Here is a 22,501-nt window from a genome sequence, read left to right as displayed (position 1 = left end):
GGGTCCGGGTCACTCTTTTGCCTCACTCGTCGCGCTGTCGGCGACGAAGTCTCCATAACGTGAGGCCATGAACCACACGCCACGCATCCGCACCGTACTCAGTTGCAGCCTGCTGGTCGTGTCCCTCGGGGCGGGCGCGACAGCGTGCGGCGGTCACACGGACAGCAGTTCACTCTCCGTCAAGCCCTACGACGCCGCCGGACAGATCGCCGTCCACGGGCCGCAGGGCAAGGGCAAGGCAGACCCCGACAAGCCGCTCGAAGTCACCGCCAAGGACAGCGAAGACCGCATCACCGACGTCACGGCCAGGGACACCGCGGGCCACTACCTCGCGGGAGAGCTGAACGCCGACGGCACCCGGTGGCGCTCCACCGCGCCGCTCGCGGCCGGCACCCGTTACACCGTCAAGGTCTCCACGGAGGACGAGGACGGAGCCCCAGGCTCCCGTGTGCTCACGCTCGACACCTCCGCCGCCAAGAAGCTCCTCAAGGTCACATTCGGCCCGCAGGCGGGCAAGTACGGCGTCGGCCAGCCCATCACGGCCGAGCTGAGCGCCCCGGTGAAGTCCAAGGAGGCCAGGGCCGTCGTCGAACGCTCCCTCAGAGTCACCTCCATGCCCGCGGTCACCGGTGCCTGGCACTGGGTCGACGACAAGAACCTGCACTTCCGCCCCAAGGAGTACTGGCCCGCGAACGCCACCATCACCGCGACCGGGTCACTCCAAGGGGTGAAAGTCACCGGCAAGCTGTACGGCGCTGCCGTGAAACCCCTCAAGCTCACCACCGGCGACCGCGTCGAGGCCATCACCGACTCGGAAACACACCAGATGACGGTCCTGCGCAACGGCAAGGAGATCAACACCGTGCCGGTGACCACCGGCAAGCCGGGCTTCTCCACCCGCAACGGCATCAAAGTCATCCTCGGCAAGGAACAGTTCGTGCGGATGCGCGGCACGACCGTCGGCATCGCGGAAGGCAGCGGCGACTCCTACGACCTGCCCGTCCACTGGGCCACCCGGGTGACATGGAGCGGTGAGTACGTGCACGCCGCGCCGTGGTCCGTCGGGTCCCAGGGCTCCGCCAACGTCAGCCACGGCTGTATCGGAATGTCCACCGACAACGCCGAGTGGTTCTTCGAGACCGTGCGCCCGGGAGACATCGTCAAGGTCATCAACAGCGGCGGCGAGATGATGGAACCGTTCGGCAACGGCTTCGGCGACTGGAACCTGAACTGGGACAAGTGGCGCAAGGGCAGCGTCCTGCAGGCCGGAACCAGGGACGGCAGCACCCCCGCCGACGCGGCCCGGCTGCGCCCCCAGCTCTGACCGCCACCGGCACCGGCCGGGGCGGCGTGGGACGGCGCGCCGGGGGCGCCGTCCTCCTCAGGCTCCGACGGCGAGCCTGCGGCGCAGCAGGGCGGCCAGGGAGTCCGCGAAATCGACCGGTTCGACCGGGAGGGTCACCGCGGCCTCCGCGCGGCTCCACGTGGCCAGCCAGGCGTCCTGCGGGCGGCCGATGAGCAGCAGCACGGGCGGGCAGTTGAAGATTTCGTCCTTGATCTGCCGGCAGACGCCCATGCCGCCCGCGGGGGTCGTCTCCCCGTCCAGCACGCAGACGTCGATCCCGCCCCTGCCGAGGGCCTTGAGGACCGCGGGCAGGGTCGCGCACTCCAGGAACTCGACCGGCGGTACGTCGGAGGCCGGCCTGCGCCCCGCCGCCAGCCGTACCTGCTCGCGGGTGTGCGCGTTGTCGCTGTAGACCAGCACCGTGGCGGTCGGCTGCATTGTTCCTCCGTGACATCAGTGTCTGCGAGGGCTTCAGGGCTTCAGTGCCATGAACCGATGCGCGGATGCTACTCCGTCGGACAGCCTGTCAGGAGGGGTAAGAGCACCTCTTCGCTGGGCTGTTCGGGCAGGACATGCCCCATGAACACACCGAACGGCACCCCCCGGAGTGAGGGCGGGATAAGCGACCGACATAATGTCGGTCGTGGCGACAGCAACGACAGTAGAAACCGGGCACACGCACCCGTCGGTGAATCGGCCGAACCTCACCAGCGTCGGAACCATCATCTGGTTGAGTTCCGAGCTGATGTTCTTCGCGGCCCTCTTCGCGATGTACTTCACCCTTCGCTCAGTGACGGGCGAGGCGCACTGGAAGGAAGTGGCCGGGGACCTGAATGTGCCGTTCTCGGCAACGAACACCACGATCCTGGTGCTCTCCTCCCTCACCTGCCAGCTGGGCGTCTTCGCCGCTGAGCGCGGTGACGTGAAGAAGCTCCGCTCCTGGTTCGTGATCACCTTCGTGATGGGTGCGATCTTCATCGGCGGTCAGATCTTCGAGTACACGGAGCTGGTCAAGGACGACGGCCTTTCGCTGTCCTCCGACCCGTACGGCTCGGTGTTCTACCTGACCACCGGCTTCCACGGCCTGCACGTGACGGGCGGTCTGATCGCGTTCCTGTTCGTTCTCGGCAGGACGTACGCGGCCAAGAGGTTCACCCACGAGCAGGCAACCGCAGCCATCGTCGTGTCCTATTACTGGCACTTCGTCGATGTCGTCTGGATCGGCCTTTTCGCCACGATCTATTTGATCCAGTAGCGAGCCCGAGCGCCAGAAGCGCTCGCACACAGTCCAGAAGCACCGACGCAGAAGATCCTGACACCGGGGTAATCCGTGAAAAAGCTCTCCTCACGACGACGCCATCCGCTGGCGGCGGTCGTCGTCCTACTCTTCGCGCTGGCGGCCACGGGGGGGCTGTACGCCGTGTTCGCGCCCGCGGACAAGGCGCAGGCCGACACAACCGCCCAGTCTCTCGCCATCGACGAGGGCAAGAAGCTCTACTCCGTCGGCTGCGCGAGCTGCCACGGCGTGGGCGGTCAGGGCAGTACCGACGGTCCCAGCCTGGTCGGCGTCGGCGCGGCCGCCGTCGACTTCCAGGTCGGTACCGGCCGGATGCCCGCGCAGCAGCCCGGCGTGCAGGTCCCGAAGAAGAAGGTCATCTACTCGCAGAGTGAGATCGACCAGCTCGCCGGGTACATCGCGTCCCTGGGCGCGGGGCCGAACATCCCGACCGCGGCGCAGTACAGCCCCGCGGGCGCGGACGTCGCCAAGGGCGGTGACCTGTTCCGCACCAACTGCGCGCAGTGCCACAACTTCACGGGCAAGGGCGGTGCCCTGACCCAGGGCAAGTTCGCCCCGGACCTGGCCGACGTGAGCGCGAAGCACATCTACGAGGCCATGCAGACCGGCCCGCAGAACATGCCCTCCTTCCCCGACACGACGATGCCGGAGGAGCAGAAGAAGGAAATCATCAAGTTCATCCATACGGTGAACGGGTCGAACGCCGAAAGCCCCGGAGGCCTCAGCCTCGGTGGTCTCGGTCCCGTCAGTGAGGGTCTGTTCGGCTGGATCTTCGGTATGGGCGCGATGGTCGCGCTTGCCATCTGGGTCGCGGCCCACACCGCTAAGGCCAAGAAGTCATGAGTAACCAAGAAGAGAATTCAGAAGAGAACCTGCCGAGCGAGCAGGGCGCCGGACACGGCTCGGTGGCGGTCGCGGACAATCCGTTCGCCGACCCCGGTCTGCCGGCCCACCAGCCGCGTATCCAGGACATCGACGAGGCAGCCGCCAAGCGCTCCGAGCGCGTGGTCGCCTTCCTTTTCACGCTGTCCATGCTGGCGACGATCGCCTTCATCGCGTCGTATGTGATTTTCCCGGTCGACAAGATCATTTACATCTTCCCGATCGGTCACGTCAGCGTGCTGAACTTCGCCCTGGGAGTTTCCCTGGGCGTGGCGCTGTTCACCATCGGCGCCGGAGCGGTCCACTGGGCCAGGACGCTGATGTCGGACCAGGAGATCCCCGACGAGCGTCATCCGATCGAGGCGTCGCCCGAGGTCAAGGCCCAGGTCATGGCCGACTTCGCGGCAGGCGCAGCCGAGTCGGGCATCGGACGGCGCAAGCTGATCCGCACCACGATGTTCGGCGCGATGGCCCTGGTGCCGCTCTCCGGCGTCATGCTGCTGCGCGACCTCGGTCCGCTGCCGGAGAAGAAGCTCCGTACGACGCTGTGGGCCAAGGGCAAGCAGCTCATCAACATGAACACGATGGAGCCGCTGCGTCCCGAGGACGTCTCCGTGGGCTCGCTCACCTTCGTCATGCCCGAGGGCCTGGAGGAGGACAGCGAGGAGTTCCAGAAGGAGATCGCCAAGGCCGCCGTGATGATCGTCAGGCTCCAGCCCGACGACATCAAGGACAAGCGCGAGCTGGAGTGGTCCCACGAGGGCATCGTGGCGTACTCCAAGATCTGCACCCACGTGGGCTGTCCCATCAGCCTGTACGAGCAGCAGACGCACCACGTGCTCTGCCCCTGCCACCAGTCCACCTTCGACCTCTCCGACGGCGCCCGCGTCATCTTCGGCCCGGCCGGTCACGCTCTCCCGCAGCTGCGGATCGGTGTGAACGGTGAGGGCAATCTCGAGGCGCTCGGCGACTTCGACGAGCCCGTCGGTCCTGCCTTCTGGGAGCGCGGATGAGTACTGCGAACGATTCACAGCGCACAGTGCCCGCAGGCGAGAAGATCGCCGACTGGGCGGACGGCCGGCTGGGGATTTACGGCCTGGCCAAGGCCAACATGCGCAAGATCTTCCCCGACCACTGGTCGTTCATGCTGGGTGAGGTCGCGCTCTACAGCTTCATCATCATCATCCTCACGGGTGTGTATCTGACGCTGTTCTTCCACCCGTCGATGAACGAGGTGGTCTACCACGGCAGTTACGTGCCGCTGCAGGGCCTGCGGATGTCGGAGGCCTTTCAGTCGACGGTGAACATCAGCTTCGAGGTCCGTGGCGGTCTGCTGATCCGGCAGATCCACCACTGGGGCGCGCTGGTCTTCCTCGCCGCGATGCTCGTGCACATGATGCGCGTGTTCTTCACGGGTGCGTTCCGCAAGCCCCGTGAGGTCAACTGGCTTTTCGGCTTCCTGCTGTTCGTCCTGGGCATGTTCACCGGGTTCACCGGTTACTCGCTCCCGGACGACCTGCTCTCCGGCACCGGTGTGCGCTTCATGGAAGGCGCGATCCTGTCCGTCCCGATCGTCGGCACGTACATGTCGATGTTCCTGTTCGGCGGGGAGTTCCCGGGCGGCGACTTCGTGGCCCGGTTCTACTCGGTCCACATCCTGCTGCTGCCGGGCATCATGCTCGGCCTGCTGGTCGGTCACCTGATCCTGGTCTTCTACCACAAGCACACGCAGTTCGCGGGTCCCGGACGTACGAACAAGAACGTCGTGGGCATGCCGCTGCTGCCGATCTACATGGCGAAGGCCGGCGGTTTCTTCTTCCTGGTCTTCGGCGTGATCTCGATCATCGCCGCCATCGCCACGATCAACCCGATCTGGGGCATCGGCCCCTACCGGCCCGACCAGGTCTCCACCGGAGCCCAGCCCGACTGGTACATGGGCTTCTCCGAAGGTCTGATCCGTGTCATGCCCGGCTGGGAGATCAACCTCTGGGGTCACACGCTCGTCCTGGGTGTGTTCATCCCGTTGATGATCTTCCCGCTGGTGCTCGTCGCCATCGCGGTCTATCCCTTCATCGAGGCATGGGTCACCGGCGACCGGCGCGCGCATCACATCGCGGAGCGGCCACGCAACCAGCCGACCCGTACCGCGTTCGGTGTGGCCTGGCTGACCTGGTACGGCGTCCTCCTGATCGGTGGCGGCAACGACCTCTGGGCCACGCACTTCCACCTCTCGATCAACACGATCACCTGGTTCGTGCGGATCGCGTTCTTCGTGGCCCCGGTCGTCGCCTTCATCATCACCAAGCGGTTCTGCCTGGGTCTCCAGCGCAGCGACGCCGAGAAGGTGCTGCACGGACGCGAGTCCGGCATCATCAAGCGGCTGCCGCACGGTGAGTTCGTCGAGGTCCACACGCCGCTCGAACAGGGCGACCTCTACAAGCTCACGGCGCACGATCAGCCCAGCCCGGCCGAGATCGGCCCCACGACCGACGAGAACGGTGTCGAGCGCAAGGTCTCGCCCGTCGAGAAGGCCAGGGTCAGCCTCAGCAAGGGTTACTTCGGCGAGGGCAACCAGATTCCCAAGCCCACCGCCGAGCAGTACAAGGAGATCACCAGCGGCCACGGCCACCACTGATCCCGCCAGAACCGTCAGGTTCGCCACCACCGAGGGCCCCGGCCCGGCTCCCCGCGAGGGGACCGGCCGGGGCCCTCGGCGTTCTTCCTGCGGGGCGCGCGCCGATAGGCTGGCCGGGAAGGCCGCCACAGGCCCGTGGAACCCCCGCAGAGACCCAGGAGCGAGCATGAGCGCTGTTACCCCCGTCGGAGGCGACACCGTGGCGGCCCGCAGCTGGCCGGGCGTGCTGAACCCGCTGCTGCGCGGCGAGCACCTGAGCACGGACGACACCGCCTGGGCCATGGACAGGATCATGAGCGGCGAGGCCACCGACGCGCAGATCGCCGGATTCGCGGTCGCGCTGCGGGCGAAGGGCGAGACCGTCGAGGAGGTCTCCGGGCTCGTGCGGGCCATGTACGCGCACGCCAGGACCATCGAGGTGCCGGGCCCCACCGTCGACATCGTCGGCACCGGCGGTGACATGGCGAAGACCGTCAACATCTCCACGATGTCGGCGATCGTGGTGGCCGGCGCGGGCGCCAAGGTCGTCAAGCACGGCAACCGCGCCTCCTCGTCGGCGAGCGGCGCCTCCGACGTACTGGAACGCCTCGGCGTCAACCTGGAACTGACCCCGCGGCGGGTCGCCGAGGTCGCCGAGGAAGCGGGCATCACGTTCTGCTTCGCGGTGAAGTTCCACCCCGCCCTGCGGTACGCGGCCAAGGCGCGCAAGGAGCTGGGCGCGCAGACCACGTTCAACATCCTCGGACCGCTCACCAACCCGGCCCGGGTACGGTCGCAGGCGGTCGGCGTCGCGGACCGGCGGATGGCGCCGATCGTGGCCGGTGTGCTGGCGGCGCGCGGCAATTCGTCGCTGGTCGTCCGCGGGGACGACGGCCTGGACGAGCTGACGACGACGGCCACCTCCACGGTCTGGATCGTCCGGGACGGCGCCGTGCGCGAGACGTCGTTCGACCCGCGCGACGTGGGCATCGAACTGGTGCCGATCGAGGCGCTGCGCGGCGCGGACGCCGCGTACAACGCCGAGGTGGCCCGGCGCCTGCTGGCCGGCGAGCAGGGGCCCGTGCGCGATGCCGTCCTGCTCAACTCCGCTGCCGCACTGGTCGCGTTGAGCCCCACGGACGCGCCGCTGACCGACCAGATCGCCGCCGGGATCGCCACGGCGGCCGAGTCCGTCGACTCCGGCGCGGCCAAGGCCACGCTGGAGCGCTGGGTGAGCGCGAGTACCGCCTGATCCGGACGGTGCGGTGGCGCGGGGCCGGCCGGCCGATGTCCGGGATGTGGACCGGAGTTGCCCATGACCGTGGAGCCTGTGTCATGCTTTTCGACAGGTCATGAGTGACAGCGACTACGGCCCCGGCCCGCTGTCCGGCAACCCTCCGTCCGTGGCGGGGTGCCCCGGGTGAAGACCAGGCCGCAGGCAGCGAGGTCTGTGGCAAGCGCGGACCCCTGCATGCCTTGGGGTCCTTGGTCCTCGAGGGAGCAGTCTCGACATGTCCGCATACGCCAGTGCCACTGTCGCCGCCGTCAGCACCGACTCCGAAGCCGCCTGTGCGCAGCCGCTGCCGGTGCTCGGGCGGGATGTCACCGTCCCGCTCGTCACCGGTGGCGAGGTCACGTACGCCGCGCTCGACTACGCGGCGAGCGCGCCGGCCCTCCAGCGGGTGTGGGACGACATCGCCGCGTACGCCCCGTACTACGGCAGCGTCCACCGCGGCGCCGGTTACCTCTCGCAGCTGTCCACCGACCTCTTCGAGAAGAGCCGCCGCACGGTCGCCGGGTTCCTCGGCTGCCGCGCGGACGACCAGGTCGTCTTCACCCGCTCCACCACCGACTCGCTGAACCTCCTGGCCGCCGCGCTGCCCGCCGGCTGTGAGGTGTACGTCTTCGAGACCGAGCACCACGCCGCGCTGCTGCCGTGGCGTGCGGCCCGGGTGAACATCCTCGACGCGCCGCGTACCCCGGCCGCCGCCGTCGCCACCCTGGAGAGCGCGCTGGCCGGACGGGACACCTCGGTGCCCGCGCTCGTCTGCGTCACCGGCGCCTCCAACGTCACCGGCGAGCTGTGGCCCGTACAGGAGCTGGCCGCCGCCGCGCACGCGCACGGCGCCCGTATCGTCCTCGACGCCGCGCAGCTCGCGCCGCACCACCCGGTGGACGTCACCGGACTCGACGTGGACTGGGTCGCGTTCTCCGGACACAAGCTGTACGCGCCGTTCGGCTCCGGCGTGCTCGCGGGCCGTTCGGACTGGCTGCTCGACTCGGAGCCGTACCTCGCGGGCGGTGGTGCGAGCCGTCGGGTCACCCGGCGTGAGGACGGCGGGGTGGACGTCGACTGGCACACCACGACGGCCCGCCACGAGGCCGGTTCGCCGAACGTCATCGGGGTGTACGCGATCGCCTCCGCCTGCACGGCGCTCAAGGAGGCCGGTTTCGACACGCTGGTCGCCCGCGAGCAGGCGCTGGTCGCCCGCGTGCGTGCGGGGCTCGCCGAGGTGCCCGAGGTCAAGGTGCTCTCGCTCTTCGGCGACGACGCACCGCGCGTCGGCGTCCTGTCGTTCGTCGTCGAGGGCTGGAACAGCTCGCACTTCGCCGCCGCGCTGTCGGCGGAGTACGGCATCGGCGTGCGCGACGGCCTCTTCTGCGCCCACCCGCTCGTACGGACCCTGCTCGACAACGACCCGCAGGAGCAGGGGGAGTGCGGCGCCCCCGAGGCCGAGCCCGGCGAGCGCTCGCTCAACGCGATCCGGGTCAGCTTCGGCGCGGGAACGCCGGAGGAGCACGTGGACCGGTTCGTCGGCGCGGTCAAGGAGCTGGTGCGCGACGGCGCCCGCTGGAACTACCGCACCGAGGACGGCCGTTGCGTCCCGGCTCCCTGCTGATACTGATGCCCGGAGGCGGGATCAGTCCTCGCGGGCGAGGTCCAGCACGGACCTGACGAGTTCGAGCGAGTGGTCGATGTCCTTGGACAGCCACATCAGGTCCACGAAGACGTGGTCGATGTCCGTCTCGCGGCGCGTCAGTCCGATGGCCTCGGCCACCTCCTCGACCGTGGTCACCCGGGTCGGGATGAACCGCAGGATCGCCCCGATCTCCGACGGGTCACGGCCCTCCTCCGCCGCGATCCTGCGGATCTCCCGCAGCGGGCCGTTGACGGAGGCGGGGTCGTAGTAACCGCCTCTCGGCGAGAGGACGGGCAGCCAGCCGTCCGCCCGGCGTGCGACACGGCGCAGCGCCGCCGGGGCCCAGCCGCCCAGATGGATCGGCGGGCGGGGCCGCCGCACCGGCTTGAGGTCGACATGAGTGGGTGGCAGGCTCACGTAAGGGCCCTCGTGCGCCACGGGGTTGGTGGACCACCAGGCGTCCAGCACGTCGAGCGTCTCGTCCAGCCGGGCGCCCCGCTCTTCGATCGGGACGCCGACGGCCCGGAACTCGTCGGGGGACCAGCCGGTGCCGAGCCCGGGTATCAATCGTCCACCGCTGACCAGGTCCAGGCTCGTGAGCGTACGGGCGAACAGCACCGGCTGGTACCAGGGAGCCGCCAGGACGTTGCTCCCCAGCAGCGCGCGTTCGGTGGAGGCCGCAGCGACGGTCAGGACCGTGAGCGGGTCGAGGACGGCGTTGAACTCCTTGGGGAAGCCGATGCCGCCGCCGTAACCGATCGCGGGACGCACCGGTGACAGCAGCCGGTCGCTGACCCACAGGCTGTCCGCGCCGAGCGCCTCCGCCTCCCGGGCGAAGCGCCCGGCACCGGCGGCGTGGTGGGCGAGGGTGCCCATCTGGGGGAGAGTGAATCCGATACGCATGACGGCCTCCGTAAGGCCCGTACTGCCATTGAGCACAGGCTTCACGGTAATACCGCAATATCGGACAATATTCCCCCGCGATGTCCAGGCGGCGTCTCCCGTGGGGAGTCAGGACCGGGTCGGCCTCGCGGGCCTCGGGAGCCTCGGGAGTCTCAGGAGTCGAGCCCGATCGCGAAGGCCGCCTCCAGGTCGTGCTGGGAGTACGTACGGAACGCCACGTGCGTGTCCGTCCCCCGCACGCCCTCGATCTTGCTGATCCGGCCGGGGATGACCTCCGCCAGATCGTCGTGCGCGGCGACTCGCACCATGGCGATCAGGTCGTACGTACCGGTCACCGAGAAGACTTCGCTGACACTCTCCAGCGAGGCGATCGCCTCGGCGATCTCGGGGATCCGGTCCACGCTGGTCTTGATGAGCACGATCGCGGTGATCACGGTTGGCGTTCTCCCTCAGTGGCCGCGGTTTGGCCTCCCACCTTATCGGTACGGCGGTAACGCGCCCATGCGTAGAGGAAGCCCGCGCCGAAGCCCACCAGATGCGCGAGATAGGCGACGCCGGGACCCGATCCGGCGGTCCGTGCCGCCAGCCCCTGGAGGATGAACCAGAAAATCAGCACGATCCAGGCGGGGAAGCGCAGCGGCAGGAAGAAAAGAAACGGGAAAATGCTGGTCACGCGCGCCTTGGGAAAGAGGTGGAGAAAGGCGCCGAGCACACCGGAGATCGCGCCGGAAGCTCCCACCAGGGTCTGTTCGGAGTCGGCGTTGGCGACCGCGTACATGGTGAGCGCGAGACAGCCGACGGCCAGATAGAAGAGCGTGAACGCCGTCCGGCCCATCCGCTCCTCCGTCATGGCCCCGAAGACGTGGAGGAAGAGCATGTTGCCCAGCAGATGCAGCCAGTTGGCGTGCACGAACAGCGCGGTGAGCGGTGTGAGCAGGGCGTCCGGGGAGCCGTGGGTGAGCGTGGCGGGGACGACTCCCCAGCGTACGAAGTAGTCGCTCTGCGCGCCGAGCAGCGCGTCGCCCGTGCCGTACACGGGGTTGAACCCGGACAGCGGACTGACGAGGAAGGCCAGTGAACAGAGGCCGATCAGCCCGTACGTCACCACCGGCCTGCCCGACACTGTCCGCCCACTGATCACGGACAGAGCATGGCGTACCGGAATCAATCGGCGGGGGCGCCTCGCCGGGTCCGCGAAACCCGTGAGGCCGTAGGGTTGGAGACCCGCGTACGGACGCTGTAGAGACGGCGCGAAGACAAGACGATCAGCAGATCAGAAGAGGACGGCACCATGACGACGGTTCCCCTGCCGACGGACGACACCCGGTGGCGCTGTTCCCAGTGCGGTAACCTCACGCGCTTCGATGTGACCCGCTCGTCCAAGGTGGTGGAGTACGTCCATCTGGACCTGGCGGGAGCGCCGAAGGTGGAGGAGCGCGAGGTGGTCAGTGAGACCATCGAGTCGGTCCGCTGCCGGTGGTGCAATGCGGTGGATCAGATCGAACTGGTGGACAGGCCGGGCGCCGACTCCTGAGGGAGCCGCCCGCAAGGGTAGTGGGGTGACGGATCGTGGAGGAGCCGGCAAGCGGCGCTGAGCCGGCCGATGCGGCCGGCGGTGATGCCGTGGAGGCGCTCGACCGCCCGCTCCCTGACGGGGTACGGCGCAGGGTCGTGGCGCTGGTCTCTGACGCCTTCGGCGGTCTGACCGTCACCGAACTCCCCTCGCAGCTGCGGCAGTACGCCCGCTTCACACCGAACAGGCGTGCCAAGTTCGCGGGCAACGCCATGGCCGCCGCGCTGGAGAGCGAGCCGCTGTTCCGGCAGCGGATCGGCGAGCGCCTCAGCCAGGCGCAGCCGGAGCTGGCCGCCGCGCTGGAGTCGGGATCGCCGCCCGCTGCCGCGGATCCGGTTGACGTGGCCGCGGCCGCGTATGTGCTCAGGCCACCCGGATGGGTGAAATTGGTGGCGGCCGCCGGCGAGGAGGCCCTGCGCGCCGACGCCGAGCGCGCCGACGAGCAGTCCCGGCGCGAACTGGAACGGCTGCGCGAAGAGCTCGTGGCCGCGCGGGCGCACACCAAGAGCGAGACCGAGCGGCTGCGTTCCGAGCTGGACGCGGCCCGCAAGGAGACCGAGTCGCTGCACCGCAAGCTGCGCAGCGCCCAGAGCGATGTGAAGCGCGGTGAGGCGGCTCTGCGCCGCTCCCACACCGAGATCGAGTCGGTCAGGGCGGAGGCGTCCGCGCAGGTGTCGGCCGCCGAGAGCGAGACCCGCCGGATCAGGGCGCGGCTCACCGAGGCCGAGTCGGCGGTCGAGGCGAGCCGGCGCGCCGCCCGCGAGGGCCGCTCGACCGAGGACATGCGGCTGCGGCTGCTGCTCGACACGGTCCTCGAATCGGCGCAGGGGCTGCGGCGCGAGCTGGCGCTGCCGCCCGCCTCCGCGCGCCCCGCCGACACCGTCGACGCGGTCGAGCCCGGACGCATGTCGCCGAAGGACGTGGCGGCCCGCGCGCTCTCCGACATGGACCCGGCGCTGCTCGACCAACTGCTCGCGCTGCCGCAGGCGCATCTGCTGGTGGACGGCTACAACGTCACCAAGACCGGTTATCCGACCATGCCGTTGGAGAAGCAGCGGCTGCGGCTGCTGGGCGGTCTCGCGATGCTCGCGGCGCAGACGGGCGCCGAGATGACCTGTGTCTTCGACGGCGCCGAGCTGGCGGCGCCGGTGCTGCTCGCGCCGCCGCGCGGTGTGCGGGTGCTGTTCTCCAAGCCGGGCGTGACCGCGGACGAACTGATCCGCCAGCTGGTGAGGGCCGAACCGCCGGGCCGTCCCGTGGTGGTGGTCTCCACCGACCGCGAGGTCGCGGACGGGGTGGCGAAGGCGGGGGCCAGGCCGGTGGCGTCCGCCCTGCTGCTGAAGCGACTCTCCCGCGTCTGAGCTTCGCGCGCGTCCGGGCGGTACGCGCGTCCGAGAGGCACCGGCGTTCGGGCAGTGCCCGCGTCCGAGTGGCGTCGTACCCGAGCGGCACCCGCGTCCGAGCGGCATCGGCGTTCGGGCAGTGCCCGCGCCCGAGCGGCACCGGCGACCGGGCTATGCCTCGTCCGAGCATCGCCGTACCCGCGCCGCAACGCACGTCCGGGCGGCACGCGCGTTCGGGCTTCACGGGCGTCCGAGCGTCGCCGTACCCGCGGGGCAGGCGCGTCCGAGCGTCGCCGCGTCCGAGCGGCACGTGTCTCCGAGCAACACCTGCGGCACATGCCCCAATTGGCCGTTTCGTGGGACAGCGCACCGTCAAATGTCCCTCACTGCGCGTGTGATGCCTGTGATTTATGCCCTCTCAACCAAGATTTTTCGCGTGAGGATTTGAACTGATCACAAGTAGGTCACTAAAGTCGGTTCGAACCTTCGCGCGGTTGATCACCCATTCGGGGTGGCCGCGAAGGTACCGCCGAGTCCGGGGATCTTGTCCCCAACGCCCGGTAGGCGGTTGAGGAAGAAGGAGCTCGCCTTCGTGGCGTCCCACCGTCGTCCCAAGCCTCCGAGCCGCACTCGGGTGACCGTGCTCACCGCGACCGCTGCCGCGGCTGTTGCTCTGACGTCCCAGGCGGCTCATGCCGACCCGAAGCCGAGTAAGAGCGACGTCAAGGAGAAGGTCGACAAGCTCTACGAAGAGGCTGAACAGGCCACCGAGAAGTACAACGGTGCCAAGGAGAACCAGAGCAAGCTGGAGAAGCAGGTCGAGGCTCTCCAGGACAAGGTCGCCCGCGGCCAGGACGAGCTGAACGAGCTGCGTGACGGTCTCGGTGCCATCGCGAGCGCCCAGTACCGCACCGGCGGTATCGACCCGTCCATTCAGCTCTTCCTCTCCTCGGACCCGAACAGCTACCTGGAGAAGGCGTCCACGCTGGACCAGGTGAGCGCCAAGCAGGCCGACGCCCTCCAGCAGATCCAGGCGAAGCAGCGCACCCTCGCCCAGGAGCGCAAGGAAGCCCAGGACAAGGTCAAGGACCTCGCGGAGACCCGCAAGGAACTGGGCTCCAAGAAGAAGGAAGTCCAGGGCAAGCTCGCCTCCGCGCAGAAGCTTCTCAACACGATGACCGCGGCGGAGAAGGCGCAGCTCGCCGCAGACGACGCCCGCGCCAACCGCGCGAGCGGACGCGTGAACCTCGGTGCCGCGGTCCCCGCCTCGCAGCGTGCCGGTGCCGCGTTCGCCGCCGCACAGGGCATGATCGGCACGCCGTACGTCTACGGCGCGACCGGCCCCAGCTCCTTCGACTGCTCCGGGCTCACCTCGTGGGCGTACGCCCAGGCCGGTGTCTCCATCCCGCGCACCTCGGAGGCTCAGGCCAACGCGGGCGCGCACCTCGGGATGAGCCAGCTCCAGCAGGGCGACCTCGTGATCTTCTACGGCGACGCGCACCACGTGGGCCTGTACGCCGGCAACGGCATGGTGCTGCACGCACCGAAGCCGGGCGCCGTCGTGCGCTACGAGTCGATCAACAACATGCCGTTCCAGTTCGGCGTCCGCATCGGCTAGACCGCCGCCGGTCTCGCCCGTTCGGGCGAAGTTGTGGCACCTCCCGCATATCCGACGCCCCGCCGGTGACCTGCTCGGTCTCCGCCGGGGCGTCGTTGTGTTCGAGCGAGGCGGTCGTAGCCGCTCCGTGTTCGCACCACTACTGTCTGCTGCGCGCAGCTCCGGACATCGGTCCGCCCGCCGGGCGGCAGGGGCCGCGCGCGTGCGTCCAGTGGAAGGAAGTGCGGCTTCCTGTGGTGTCCCATCGCCGTCCCTCACACCCCGGCCTGAGCCGCGGCGCCCGCGGCGGCGCCGTCGCGGCCGTGTCCGTTGTGGCGGCCACGGCCGCCGCCCTCGGTACGGCCCCGGCGGGCGCGGACCCGCACGACTCCGCCGACGCCACCCGCGCCAAGGTGGACCGGCTGTACGAGCAGGCCGAAAGCGCGACCGAGCAGTACAACAAGGCCGACGAGCGGGCGGGGAAACTGCGGGTCCTGGTGCACGAGGCGCAGGACAGGGCGGCACGCGGTCAGGAACGCGTCAACCGGATGCGCGGGGCGCTCGGTTCGGTGGCCGGAGCGCAGTACCGCTCCGGCGGGATGGATCCGGCCCTCGCCCTGCTGCTCTCCTCGGACCCTGACACCTACCTGGAACGCGCCTCCGTACTCAACCGGGCCGGCGAGCGCCAGTCCGAGGCCCTGCGCGAACTCCAAGAGTCACAGAGGAAGATGGCACAACAGCGTACGGAAACGGCCCACGACCTGGCCGAGTTGGAGCGCAGCAGGGCCGAGGTCGCCCGCCACAAGCGCACCGTCGAGCGGAAACTCGGCGAGGCACGGCGGCTGCTCGGCCGGCTCTCCGCCGCCGACCGTGACTCCTACGACCGTGCCTCACGCTCCGGCGGCCGCGACAGCGAACTGCCCCTGCCGGGCGGCGACCTCGGACCGGCCTCGGGACGGGCCGCCGCCGCGGTGAGCGCGGCCAGGCGCGCCGTGGGCCTGCCGTACGTGTGGGGCGCCAACGGGCCTTCCGGCTTCGACTGTTCGGGCCTCACGCAGTGGTCGTACGCCCAGGCGGGCGTCGGACTGCCGCGCACCTCGCAGGCCCAGCGGTACGCGGGCCGCCAGGTGCCGCTCTCCCAGGCGCGGCCCGGCGACCTCGTGGTGTACCGCGACGACGCGAGCCACATCGCGATGTACGTGGGCAACGGCCGGGTGATCCACGCGCCGTACCCGGGTGCGCCCGTGCGCTACGACCCCGTCGGCATGCTGCCGGTCTCCTCGGTGACCCGCGTCTGATCCGTTCCGCCACTGTCTCTCTCCGTCCAGCCCCGTCTCTCCCCGTCCCGTGCGGTCCCTCCCGTCCCGTCGGCCCCGTACGATCGGCGGCGTGCCAGGCCGAAGACGTACCGCACTCACCGCGCCGCACGGTGCGCGCCGCCGCGCGGCCGTGGCCCTCGCCGGTCTGCTGCTGATCGCCGGCTGCGCGTCCCCGGTCCGGCCCGACTCCGCCACGCCCGCCATCCGGCAGACCCTGGACCGGCGCGCGGCGGCCGTGCTCGACCGTGACGAGAGCGCGTACCTGTCCGCCGTCGACCCGGCGGCGGCGAAACTGCGTGCCACCGAGCGCGCGGAGTTCAACAACCTCGCCGAAGTGCCGCTGCGCTCCTGGGAGTACCGCGTCACCGCCGTCGAACGCAGCGGATCCAGAGCCACCGCCCGCGCCGACCTGCGCTACCGCCTCGACGGCTACGACAGCGCGCCGGTCTCGACACCTCGCGTCCTGGAACTGACCGAGCGGTCGGGACACTGGTACGTGAGCGCCGACCGACCCGGCAGGGGCGGCGCCGAGCAGCTCTGGCAGCAGGGCCCGGTCACGGCCGTACGCGGCGCCCGCAGCCTGGTCCTCGGCGTCGGACAGGACCGCCGCGGGCTGCGCGCGATCGCCGCCGCGGAGGACCTGGCCGTACCGGCCGTGGACGACGCCTGGCCGGGCGCGTGGGCCCGCCGGGTGGTGCTGCTCGTGCCCGGCTCGCTCCAGGCCATGGCGGGGCTCCTGGGGGCGCCCGCGGCGAATTACACGGGCATCGCGGCGGTCACGACGGGAGAGACCGGCAAGAAGGGCGCCGCGCCCGCCGACCGCGTCATCGTCAACCCCGACGCGTACACCGCGCTCGGCGACTTCGGCCGCCACATCGTCCTCACCCACGAGACCACCCATGTGGCGACCCGCACCGCCACCTCCGCCGCCACCCCGGCCTGGCTCTCCGAGGGCTTCGCCGACTGGGTCGCGTACCGGGACTCGGGCAGGACGGCCGGGCAGATCGCTCCCGAACTCCAGCGCGCGGTACGGCGCGGCGAACTGCCCGCCGCGCTGCCCACGGACGAGGACTTCGCCTTCGGCAGCGATCCCGACAGCCTGGCACGGGCATACGAGGGCGGCTGGCTGGCCTGCGCGCTCATCGCCGAGCGGTACGGCCAGAAGCGCCTGACGGACTTCTACCGCACGGTGGGCGCGGCCGGGCAGCGCGACGGGGCGGTGGAGAAGGCCATGCACGACGTGCTGTCGACCACGCCGGACGACTTCACCGCGCGCTGGCGCGAATATCTGCGCCGGCGGCTGAACTGACCGCGGCGACCTCCTGGCCCTCGCCGCGCACCGTACGCCGCCACAGCCGCGCACAGGCCAGCAGCGAAGCCGCGACCAGCAGACCGTTGCGTACGACGAGCAGCAGCACGCCCGCCGCGTCACCCGCCACCACATGCGCGAACCAGAGCGGGAATTCGAGCAGTGTCACCGCGGTCGCGGCCAGCACCAGCAGTGCGGGCACGACCATCCGGCTCGTCCGCAGGACCAGACAGACGGCGGCCAGAGCGACCAGCCAGAGCAGGTACTGCGGACTGATCACCCGGCTCGTGGTGGTGAACAGCAGCACGGCTGTGAACGCGGCATCCCCCGGTGTGTCCGCCGCCCACTCGCGCGCCCTGAGCCGCCACAGCAGCAGCCAGCAGAACGCCAGCGCCGTCAGCCCCAGTGCGGCCCCGCTGACGAGTGACACGTACGGCCCGACGAACTCGACCGAGCCGTAATTGAGCAGTACTTGCCCCTGCCAGCCGAAGTGCCGTGCCACCTGGAAGACCAGACCGCCCAGCGACTCGACCTCGGTGCCGCGGTCGCGCTGGAAGGTGAGAAAGGCGAGCGCGCCCGGCATCGCGGCGCAGCACACCAGCGTCACCGCCAGCCCGGTGACTACGGCGGCGGTCCACGCCCGGCGGGTCGGCAGCCCGCGCACCGTGCCCACCAGCAGCAGCACGGGCCACACCTTCAGCAGCGCCCCGAATCCGGCGAGCGCCCCCATCAGGCGCGGCCTGCGCGCCCCGGCCAGCAGAGCCGCGACCGCGACCGCCGTCACCATCAGGTCGTAGCGCGCGTACGAGGTCGGCCCGAGCAGCGGCACCCCCGCCACCCACACCCAGGCGCCCCGGAGCGAGGCCCCGGCCCGGTTGCCGGCCCGGAGCAGCAGCCGGAACACCAGCGCGTCGGCGAGGAACGCGAGCACGAAGAACGCGGCGGCGTACTCCAGGAACGGCAGCACGGCGGGCGAGGCGATCGCCAGCGCGGCGGCCGGCGGGTACTGCCAGGTCACGTCGGCCAGCGGATACGTGCCGAGCTTCAGCACGTCGTACCAGCTCCGGTAGATCACCGAGACGTCCGTGGTGACATCGGGCCCGGGAAACGTGAAGACCTTGAAGACCCACAACAGCAGCAGCGTCCTGGTCAGGATCCACACCACGATCGGGAGCCGCACCGGGATGGGAAGCCGCACCGCGAGGGGAAGCCGTGTGCCGCGCGCCATGATCATCCCGTCTGCGTCGGTGACTCGGCCCACCATCATGCATGGCACGGTGGCACGCGACGCGGCAGGTAACGTCTGCGGCGATGCACAAGACCCTGATCGTGACCAATGACTTCCCGCCCAGGCCCGGCGGGATCCAGTCGTTCCTGCACAACATGGCGCTGCGCCTGGACCCCAGCAGGCTGGTGGTCTACGCCTCGACCTGGAAGCGCGGCAGCGAAGGCGCGGCGGCGACGGCCGCGTTCGACGCGGAGCAGCCGTTCACCGTCGTACGCGACCGTACGACCATGCTGCTGCCGACCCCACGCGTCACCCGGCGCGCGGTCCAGCTGCTGCGCGAGCACGGCTGCGAGTCCGTCTGGTTCGGCGCGGCGGCCCCGCTCGGCCTGATGGCCCCCGCGCTGCGCCGCGCGGGCGCGCGGCGCCTGGTGGCCACGACGCACGGCCACGAGGCGGGCTGGGCGCAGCTGCCCGGCGCGCGCCCACTGCTGCGGCGCATCGGCGAGGGCACGGACACGATCACCTACCTCGGCGAGTACACACGCTCCCGCATCGCCCCCGCGCTGACCCCCGAGGCGGCGGCCCGCATGGTCCAACTGCCGCCGGGCGTCGACGAGAAGACCTTCCACCCCGGTTCGGGGGGCCAGGCCGTACGCGAGCGGCTCGGTCTCACGAAGCGACCCGTCGTCGTCTGCGTCTCGCGGCTGGTGCCGCGCAAGGGCCAGGACACCCTGATCCACGCGATGCCGGCGATCCTGGCGCGTGTCCCGGACGCGGTACTGCTGATCGTGGGCGGCGGCCCGTACGAGAAGGACCTGCGCCGGCTGGCCCACTCGGTCGGCGTCGCGGACTCCGTCCACTTCACGGGCCCCGTCCCCTGGTCGGAACTCCCGGCCCACCACGGCGCGGGCGACGTCTTCGCCATGCCGTGCCGAACCCGCCGCGGCGGCCTCGACGTCGAGGGCCTGGGCATCGTCTACCTGGAGGCGTCGGCGACGGGCCTCCCGGTGGTCGCGGGCGACTCGGGAGGCGCGCCCGACGCGGTACGCGACGGCGAGACGGGCTGGGTCGTCCACGGCGGCCCCCCGGCCCTGGCGGCACGAGAGACGGCGGACCGGATCGTGACCCTGCTGGAGGACCCGGGCCTGCGGGAACGGATGGGCGAGCGGGGCCGGGAGTGGGTGGCGGAGAAGTGGAGCTGGGATCTTTTGGCTTTGCGGTTGCGGGAGTTGTTGTAGGGGGCGCCACTGGTTGCTGAGGGGTGTTGGGTGCGGGTTCAGGCGAGGGGTAACCGGGGTGGGCCGGTGGTGTGTGGGGTGAGCGCGGGGGCCGCCCCTGTGGTTTTGATGGTGGCGGGTCCGTGCCGGGCGTCAAGGGCGCTCGTAAAGTCGCATCGCTGCGCGATGACCTTCGGTCACCCTTGACTCCCGTCCCGGACCCGCTGGAATACCGGGGGGGAGGGTTCCCCCGGGGAGGTCGTTTGTTCTGCGGCTTTGACCCAGGCTGCCGGGCTGGTTCGCCCTGCGGGGCACGCACCATTTGAATGGGGTCGTGGCGCGTCGGTTCGGCGTCCACCCGCACCGTCTGCAATCACCGTTCCAGACCGCTGGTCACTCTCCGGTGGGGGTGGGTGTGACTGGGGTGATGTGGGTGGGCTCGTGAGGCGTCGTGGGCGGCCCGTTGGTGCATCTTGTGTGTGGATCGGCGCGCAAGGGGCCATCCAGAGCACCGACCACCGGAGCGACCGGCGGTCCGCAGCGCTGGGGCTACGTCGGCCTGCCTGTGAAGTCGCCGCGCAGCAGGCGCAGGGCTATCGCGCCGTGGTGGGTGACGCAGGTGAACCATTGCGTCCTGCCGGCGAAGAGATAGAGCACCGCAGGGACACCGCACACCCAGCACGTCTCACTGTCCGGCCGTATCGTGCCATCGAATCACTGGCGCGCACTGGAAGTCGTCAAGGCAGTCGAGACGCGACGCTTCCCCGAAGCCTCGGACCTCCGGGAGGCATACCAAGGGCTGGCCACCTGAGTGACCGGCGGTCCGCGGGGTGGAAGGGGGCCGTGGAGGGGTGATGTCCAGAACGTAAAGCGTTACTTTGCGGCGCGGACACCACCGGTTCGGTGCCCACTGTGCGTCAGCGCGCCGTAAATAATGCAGTGGCGGACATGACCCCTCCACGGAACCCGGCGACAACCGCAAGCAAGACGCCCCGGCCGAACGCCGACCCGCGCCGAACCGGCGACCCGAGGACAGCGCAACCGCCACGCACAACACCCCCGCCCGCGCCGGACGGCGGCCCCGTGCCGGACGGCGGCCCCGCGCCGGACGGTGAACCGTCAGCGCTGGTAGATCGCCTCGATCTCGTCCGCGAAGTCCTTCGCCACCACGTTGCGCTTCAGCTTCAGCGACGGTGTGATGTGCCCCGCCTCCTCCGTGAACTGCGCCGTCAGGATGCGGAACTTGCGTACCGACTCCGCCTTCGACACCGCCGCGTTGCCCTCGTCCACCGCGCGCTGCACCTCCGCCACCAGCTCAGGGTCGAGCCGCAGCGTCGCGGCCGTCGCGTCGGCGGCCTTGCCGTGGTCTGCCGCCCAGTGGACCAGGAACTCGTCGTCCAGGGTGATCAGCGCGCCCACGAACGGGCGCCCGTCGCCGACGACCATGCATTCCGCCACCAGCGCGTGCGAGCGGATGCGGTCCTCGATGACCGCTGGTGCGACGTTCTTGCCGCCCGCCGTGACCAGGATTTCCTTCTTGCGGCCGGTGATCGCGAGGTAGCCGTCCTCGTCGAGGGTGCCGATGTCACCGGTGTGGAACCACGCGTCGGCCAGCGCCTCGGCCGTCGCCGCCTCGTTGTTCCAGTAGCCCGTGAACAGGTGCTCGCCGTGCAGCAGGACCTCGCCGTCGTCGGCGATCCTGACGACCGAGCCCGGCAGCGGCTGGCCGACCGTGCCGATCTTCTGCCGGTCCCACGGATTGAAGGCCGTCGCCGCGCAGGTCTCCGTCAGCCCGTAGCCCTCCAGCACCGTGAAGCCGATGCCCCGGTAGAAGTGCCCGAGCCGCTCGCCCAGCGGGGCGCCGCCGGAGATGGCGTACTCGCCGCGGCCGCCGAGCACCGCGCGGAGCTTGCTGTAGACGAGGCGGTCGAAGACCTTGTGCCTGATCTTGAGGCCCAGGGCCGGGCCCTGCGGAGTGGACAGGGCGCGGCTGTACTCGATCGCCGTGTCCGCGGCCCTGTCGAAGATCCGGCCCTTGCCGTCCGCCTGGGCCCTGGCCCGTGCCGAGTTGTAGACCTTCTCGAAGACGCGCGGCACGCCGAGGATCAACGTCGGCCGGAAGGAAGCCAGTTCGTCGGTGAGGTTCGTGATGTCCGGTACGCAGCCCAGCTTGATGGGCGCCATGACGGAGGCCACCTCGACCAGCCGCCCGAAGACGTGCGCGGTCGGCAGGAAGAGCAGGACCGAGCACTCGCCGGTACGGAAGAGGGGCTTCAGGCGCTCCACCACGTTGCCGCATTCGGCGAAGAAGCTGCGGTGGGTGAGGACGCAGCCCTTGGGGCGTCCCGTGGTGCCCGAGGTGTAGACGATCGTCGCCGGGTCGTCGGCCTTCGCCGACGCCGAACGTTCGTCGACCACCGCTTCCGTGATCTCCGCGCCCGCGGCGGTCAGTTCGTCGAGGCCGCCGCCGTCCAGCTGCCAGACGTCGCGCAGGGCCGGCAGGCTGTGCCGTACCGACTCCACGGACGCGGCGTGCGCGCCGGTCTCCACGATCGCCGCGACCGCGCCCGAGTCGCCGAGGATCCACTGCACCTGCTCGGCCGAGCTGGTCTCGTACACGGGGACGGTGACCGCGCCCGCGCTCCAGATCGCGAAGTCCAGCAGCACCCATTCGAAGCGGGTACGGGACATCAGCGCGACCCGCTCACCCGGTCTGATGCCCGCGGCGATCAGGCCCTTGGCCGCCGCGCGCACCTCGGCGAGGAACCGCGTGGCGGTGACATCGGTCCAGGCACCGGCGACCTTGCGGCCGAGGACCGCCACATCGGGGTGCTGATCGGCGTTGCGGCGGATGAGATCCGTCAGATTGCCGTCCGAGGGGACCTCGTACAGGGCCGGAAGGCTGAACTCGCGCAAGACTGCTGCTCCTCATCGGGCGCCGGTGCCACGGCTC

20 protein-coding genes and 1 riboswitch are annotated in these 22,501 nt (G+C 70.1%); of the genes, 13 read left to right on the top strand and 7 right to left on the bottom strand.

Features of this window, described 5'->3' with window-relative positions:
• The first annotated feature begins 67 nt into the window (after positions 1-67).
• The gene (locus ACIP6N_RS05510; RefSeq protein ID WP_401813097.1) at positions 68-1,324 is read left to right on the top strand and encodes an Ig-like domain-containing protein; all 1,257 of its coding nucleotides are present in this window, start codon (positions 68-70) and stop codon (positions 1,322-1,324) included.
• 57 nt (positions 1,325-1,381) lie between these two features.
• On the opposite strand, the gene ACIP6N_RS05505 is transcribed toward ACIP6N_RS05510, so the two are convergent.
• A complete protein-coding gene (locus ACIP6N_RS05505) occupies positions 1,382-1,783 on the bottom strand; it encodes a hypothetical protein (protein WP_401813095.1) in 402 nt (133 codons plus the stop codon).
• A gap of 196 nt (positions 1,784-1,979) precedes the next feature.
• On the opposite strand from ACIP6N_RS05505, the gene ACIP6N_RS05500 reads away from it, so the two are divergent.
• The 6 genes from ACIP6N_RS05500 (at position 1,980) to ACIP6N_RS05475 (ending at position 9,038) form a co-directional block, all read left to right on the top strand.
• A complete protein-coding gene (locus ACIP6N_RS05500; protein WP_401813094.1) occupies positions 1,980-2,600 on the top strand; it encodes a heme-copper oxidase subunit III in 621 nt (206 codons plus the stop codon).
• Positions 2,601-2,675: 75 nt separating this feature from the next.
• Complete coding sequence (locus tag ACIP6N_RS05495) at positions 2,676-3,485, top strand: c-type cytochrome (protein WP_401813092.1); 810 nt, start codon at positions 2,676-2,678, stop codon at positions 3,483-3,485.
• Complete coding sequence (locus tag ACIP6N_RS05490) at positions 3,482-4,537, top strand: Rieske 2Fe-2S domain-containing protein (protein ID WP_401813091.1); 1,056 nt, start codon at positions 3,482-3,484, stop codon at positions 4,535-4,537. The genes ACIP6N_RS05495 and ACIP6N_RS05490 overlap by 4 nt, the downstream gene beginning before the upstream one ends.
• Positions 4,534-6,159, top strand: coding sequence for a cytochrome bc complex cytochrome b subunit (locus tag ACIP6N_RS05485; protein WP_401813089.1), 1,626 nt, complete (start codon positions 4,534-4,536; stop codon positions 6,157-6,159). The genes ACIP6N_RS05490 and ACIP6N_RS05485 overlap by 4 nt, the downstream gene beginning before the upstream one ends.
• 166 nt (positions 6,160-6,325) lie before the next feature.
• Positions 6,326-7,390 carry an anthranilate phosphoribosyltransferase gene (trpD, locus tag ACIP6N_RS05480; protein WP_401813087.1) on the top strand — a complete coding sequence of 355 codons (1,065 nt, stop codon included), beginning with the start codon at positions 6,326-6,328 and terminating at the stop codon, positions 7,388-7,390.
• Positions 7,391-7,486: 96 nt separating this feature from the next.
• Positions 7,487-7,604, top strand: a riboswitch (SAM riboswitch).
• Between the two features lie 45 nt (positions 7,605-7,649).
• The gene (locus tag ACIP6N_RS05475; RefSeq protein WP_401813086.1) at positions 7,650-9,038 is read left to right on the top strand and encodes an aminotransferase class V-fold PLP-dependent enzyme; all 1,389 of its coding nucleotides are present in this window, start codon (positions 7,650-7,652) and stop codon (positions 9,036-9,038) included.
• A 21-nt stretch (positions 9,039-9,059) separates the two neighbouring features.
• Here the strand turns inward: ACIP6N_RS05475 and ACIP6N_RS05470 are convergent, their stop codons facing one another.
• The 3 genes from ACIP6N_RS05470 to ACIP6N_RS05460 form a co-directional block, all read right to left on the bottom strand.
• On the bottom strand, positions 9,060-9,962 hold the full coding sequence (locus ACIP6N_RS05470) for a TIGR03619 family F420-dependent LLM class oxidoreductase (protein WP_401813085.1): 903 nt from the start codon (positions 9,960-9,962) through the stop codon (positions 9,060-9,062).
• A gap of 152 nt (positions 9,963-10,114) precedes the next feature.
• Positions 10,115-10,396 carry an Lrp/AsnC family transcriptional regulator gene (locus ACIP6N_RS05465; protein ID WP_401813084.1) on the bottom strand — a complete coding sequence of 94 codons (282 nt, stop codon included), beginning with the start codon at positions 10,394-10,396 and terminating at the stop codon, positions 10,115-10,117.
• The gene (locus ACIP6N_RS05460; protein WP_401813082.1) at positions 10,393-11,103 is read right to left on the bottom strand and encodes a rhomboid family intramembrane serine protease; all 711 of its coding nucleotides are present in this window, start codon (positions 11,101-11,103) and stop codon (positions 10,393-10,395) included. The genes ACIP6N_RS05465 and ACIP6N_RS05460 overlap by 4 nt, the downstream gene beginning before the upstream one ends.
• A 150-nt stretch (positions 11,104-11,253) precedes the next feature.
• Here ACIP6N_RS05460 and ACIP6N_RS05455 point away from each other — a divergent pair, with 150 nt between their 5' ends.
• The 5 genes from ACIP6N_RS05455 to ACIP6N_RS05435 all read left to right on the top strand — a co-directional run bounded on the left by ACIP6N_RS05455 (position 11,254) and on the right by ACIP6N_RS05435 (position 17,103).
• Positions 11,254-11,496 carry a hypothetical protein gene (locus tag ACIP6N_RS05455; protein WP_401813081.1) on the top strand — a complete coding sequence of 81 codons (243 nt, stop codon included), beginning with the start codon at positions 11,254-11,256 and terminating at the stop codon, positions 11,494-11,496.
• Between the two features lie 35 nt (positions 11,497-11,531).
• A complete protein-coding gene (locus ACIP6N_RS05450) occupies positions 11,532-12,896 on the top strand; it encodes an NYN domain-containing protein (protein ID WP_401813080.1) in 1,365 nt (454 codons plus the stop codon).
• Positions 12,897-13,470: 574 nt separating this feature from the next.
• Positions 13,471-14,496, top strand: a complete 1,026-nt coding sequence (locus ACIP6N_RS05445; protein ID WP_401813079.1) for an NlpC/P60 family protein — start codon at positions 13,471-13,473, stop codon at positions 14,494-14,496.
• Between the two features lie 233 nt (positions 14,497-14,729).
• Positions 14,730-15,773 carry an NlpC/P60 family protein gene (locus tag ACIP6N_RS05440; protein ID WP_401813077.1) on the top strand — a complete coding sequence of 348 codons (1,044 nt, stop codon included), beginning with the start codon at positions 14,730-14,732 and terminating at the stop codon, positions 15,771-15,773.
• A gap of 91 nt (positions 15,774-15,864) precedes the next feature.
• Positions 15,865-17,103: a hypothetical protein gene (locus ACIP6N_RS05435; RefSeq protein ID WP_401813076.1), complete on the top strand. Its 1,239-nt coding sequence runs from the start codon at positions 15,865-15,867 to the stop codon at positions 17,101-17,103.
• Here the strand turns inward: ACIP6N_RS05435 and ACIP6N_RS05430 are convergent.
• Positions 17,060-18,331, bottom strand: a complete 1,272-nt coding sequence (locus tag ACIP6N_RS05430; RefSeq protein WP_401813502.1) for a glycosyltransferase 87 family protein — start codon at positions 18,329-18,331, stop codon at positions 17,060-17,062. The genes ACIP6N_RS05435 and ACIP6N_RS05430 overlap by 44 nt on opposite strands.
• 83 nt (positions 18,332-18,414) lie before the next feature.
• On the opposite strand from ACIP6N_RS05430, the gene ACIP6N_RS05425 reads away from it, so the two are divergent.
• Positions 18,415-19,569: a glycosyltransferase family 4 protein gene (locus ACIP6N_RS05425; RefSeq protein WP_401813075.1), complete on the top strand. Its 1,155-nt coding sequence runs from the start codon at positions 18,415-18,417 to the stop codon at positions 19,567-19,569.
• A gap of 528 nt (positions 19,570-20,097) precedes the next feature.
• Here the strand turns inward: ACIP6N_RS05425 and ACIP6N_RS05420 are convergent.
• Both ACIP6N_RS05420 and ACIP6N_RS05415 read right to left on the bottom strand, forming a co-directional pair.
• Positions 20,098-20,223 (bottom strand): hypothetical protein, encoded by a 126-nt coding sequence (locus ACIP6N_RS05420; protein ID WP_401813074.1) that lies wholly within the window; start codon positions 20,221-20,223, stop codon positions 20,098-20,100.
• A 444-nt stretch (positions 20,224-20,667) separates the two neighbouring features.
• A complete protein-coding gene (locus ACIP6N_RS05415; RefSeq protein WP_401813072.1) occupies positions 20,668-22,464 on the bottom strand; it encodes an AMP-dependent synthetase/ligase in 1,797 nt (598 codons plus the stop codon).
• Positions 22,465-22,501 lie beyond the last annotated feature (37 nt).

The sequence above is a fragment of the Streptomyces sp. NPDC088725 genome (assembly GCF_044751305.1).
Classification (GTDB): domain Bacteria; phylum Actinomycetota; class Actinomycetes; order Streptomycetales; family Streptomycetaceae; genus Streptomyces.
Note: the sequence above shows the minus strand (reverse complement) of the source record. Positions and strands in the feature narration are given on the sequence as shown.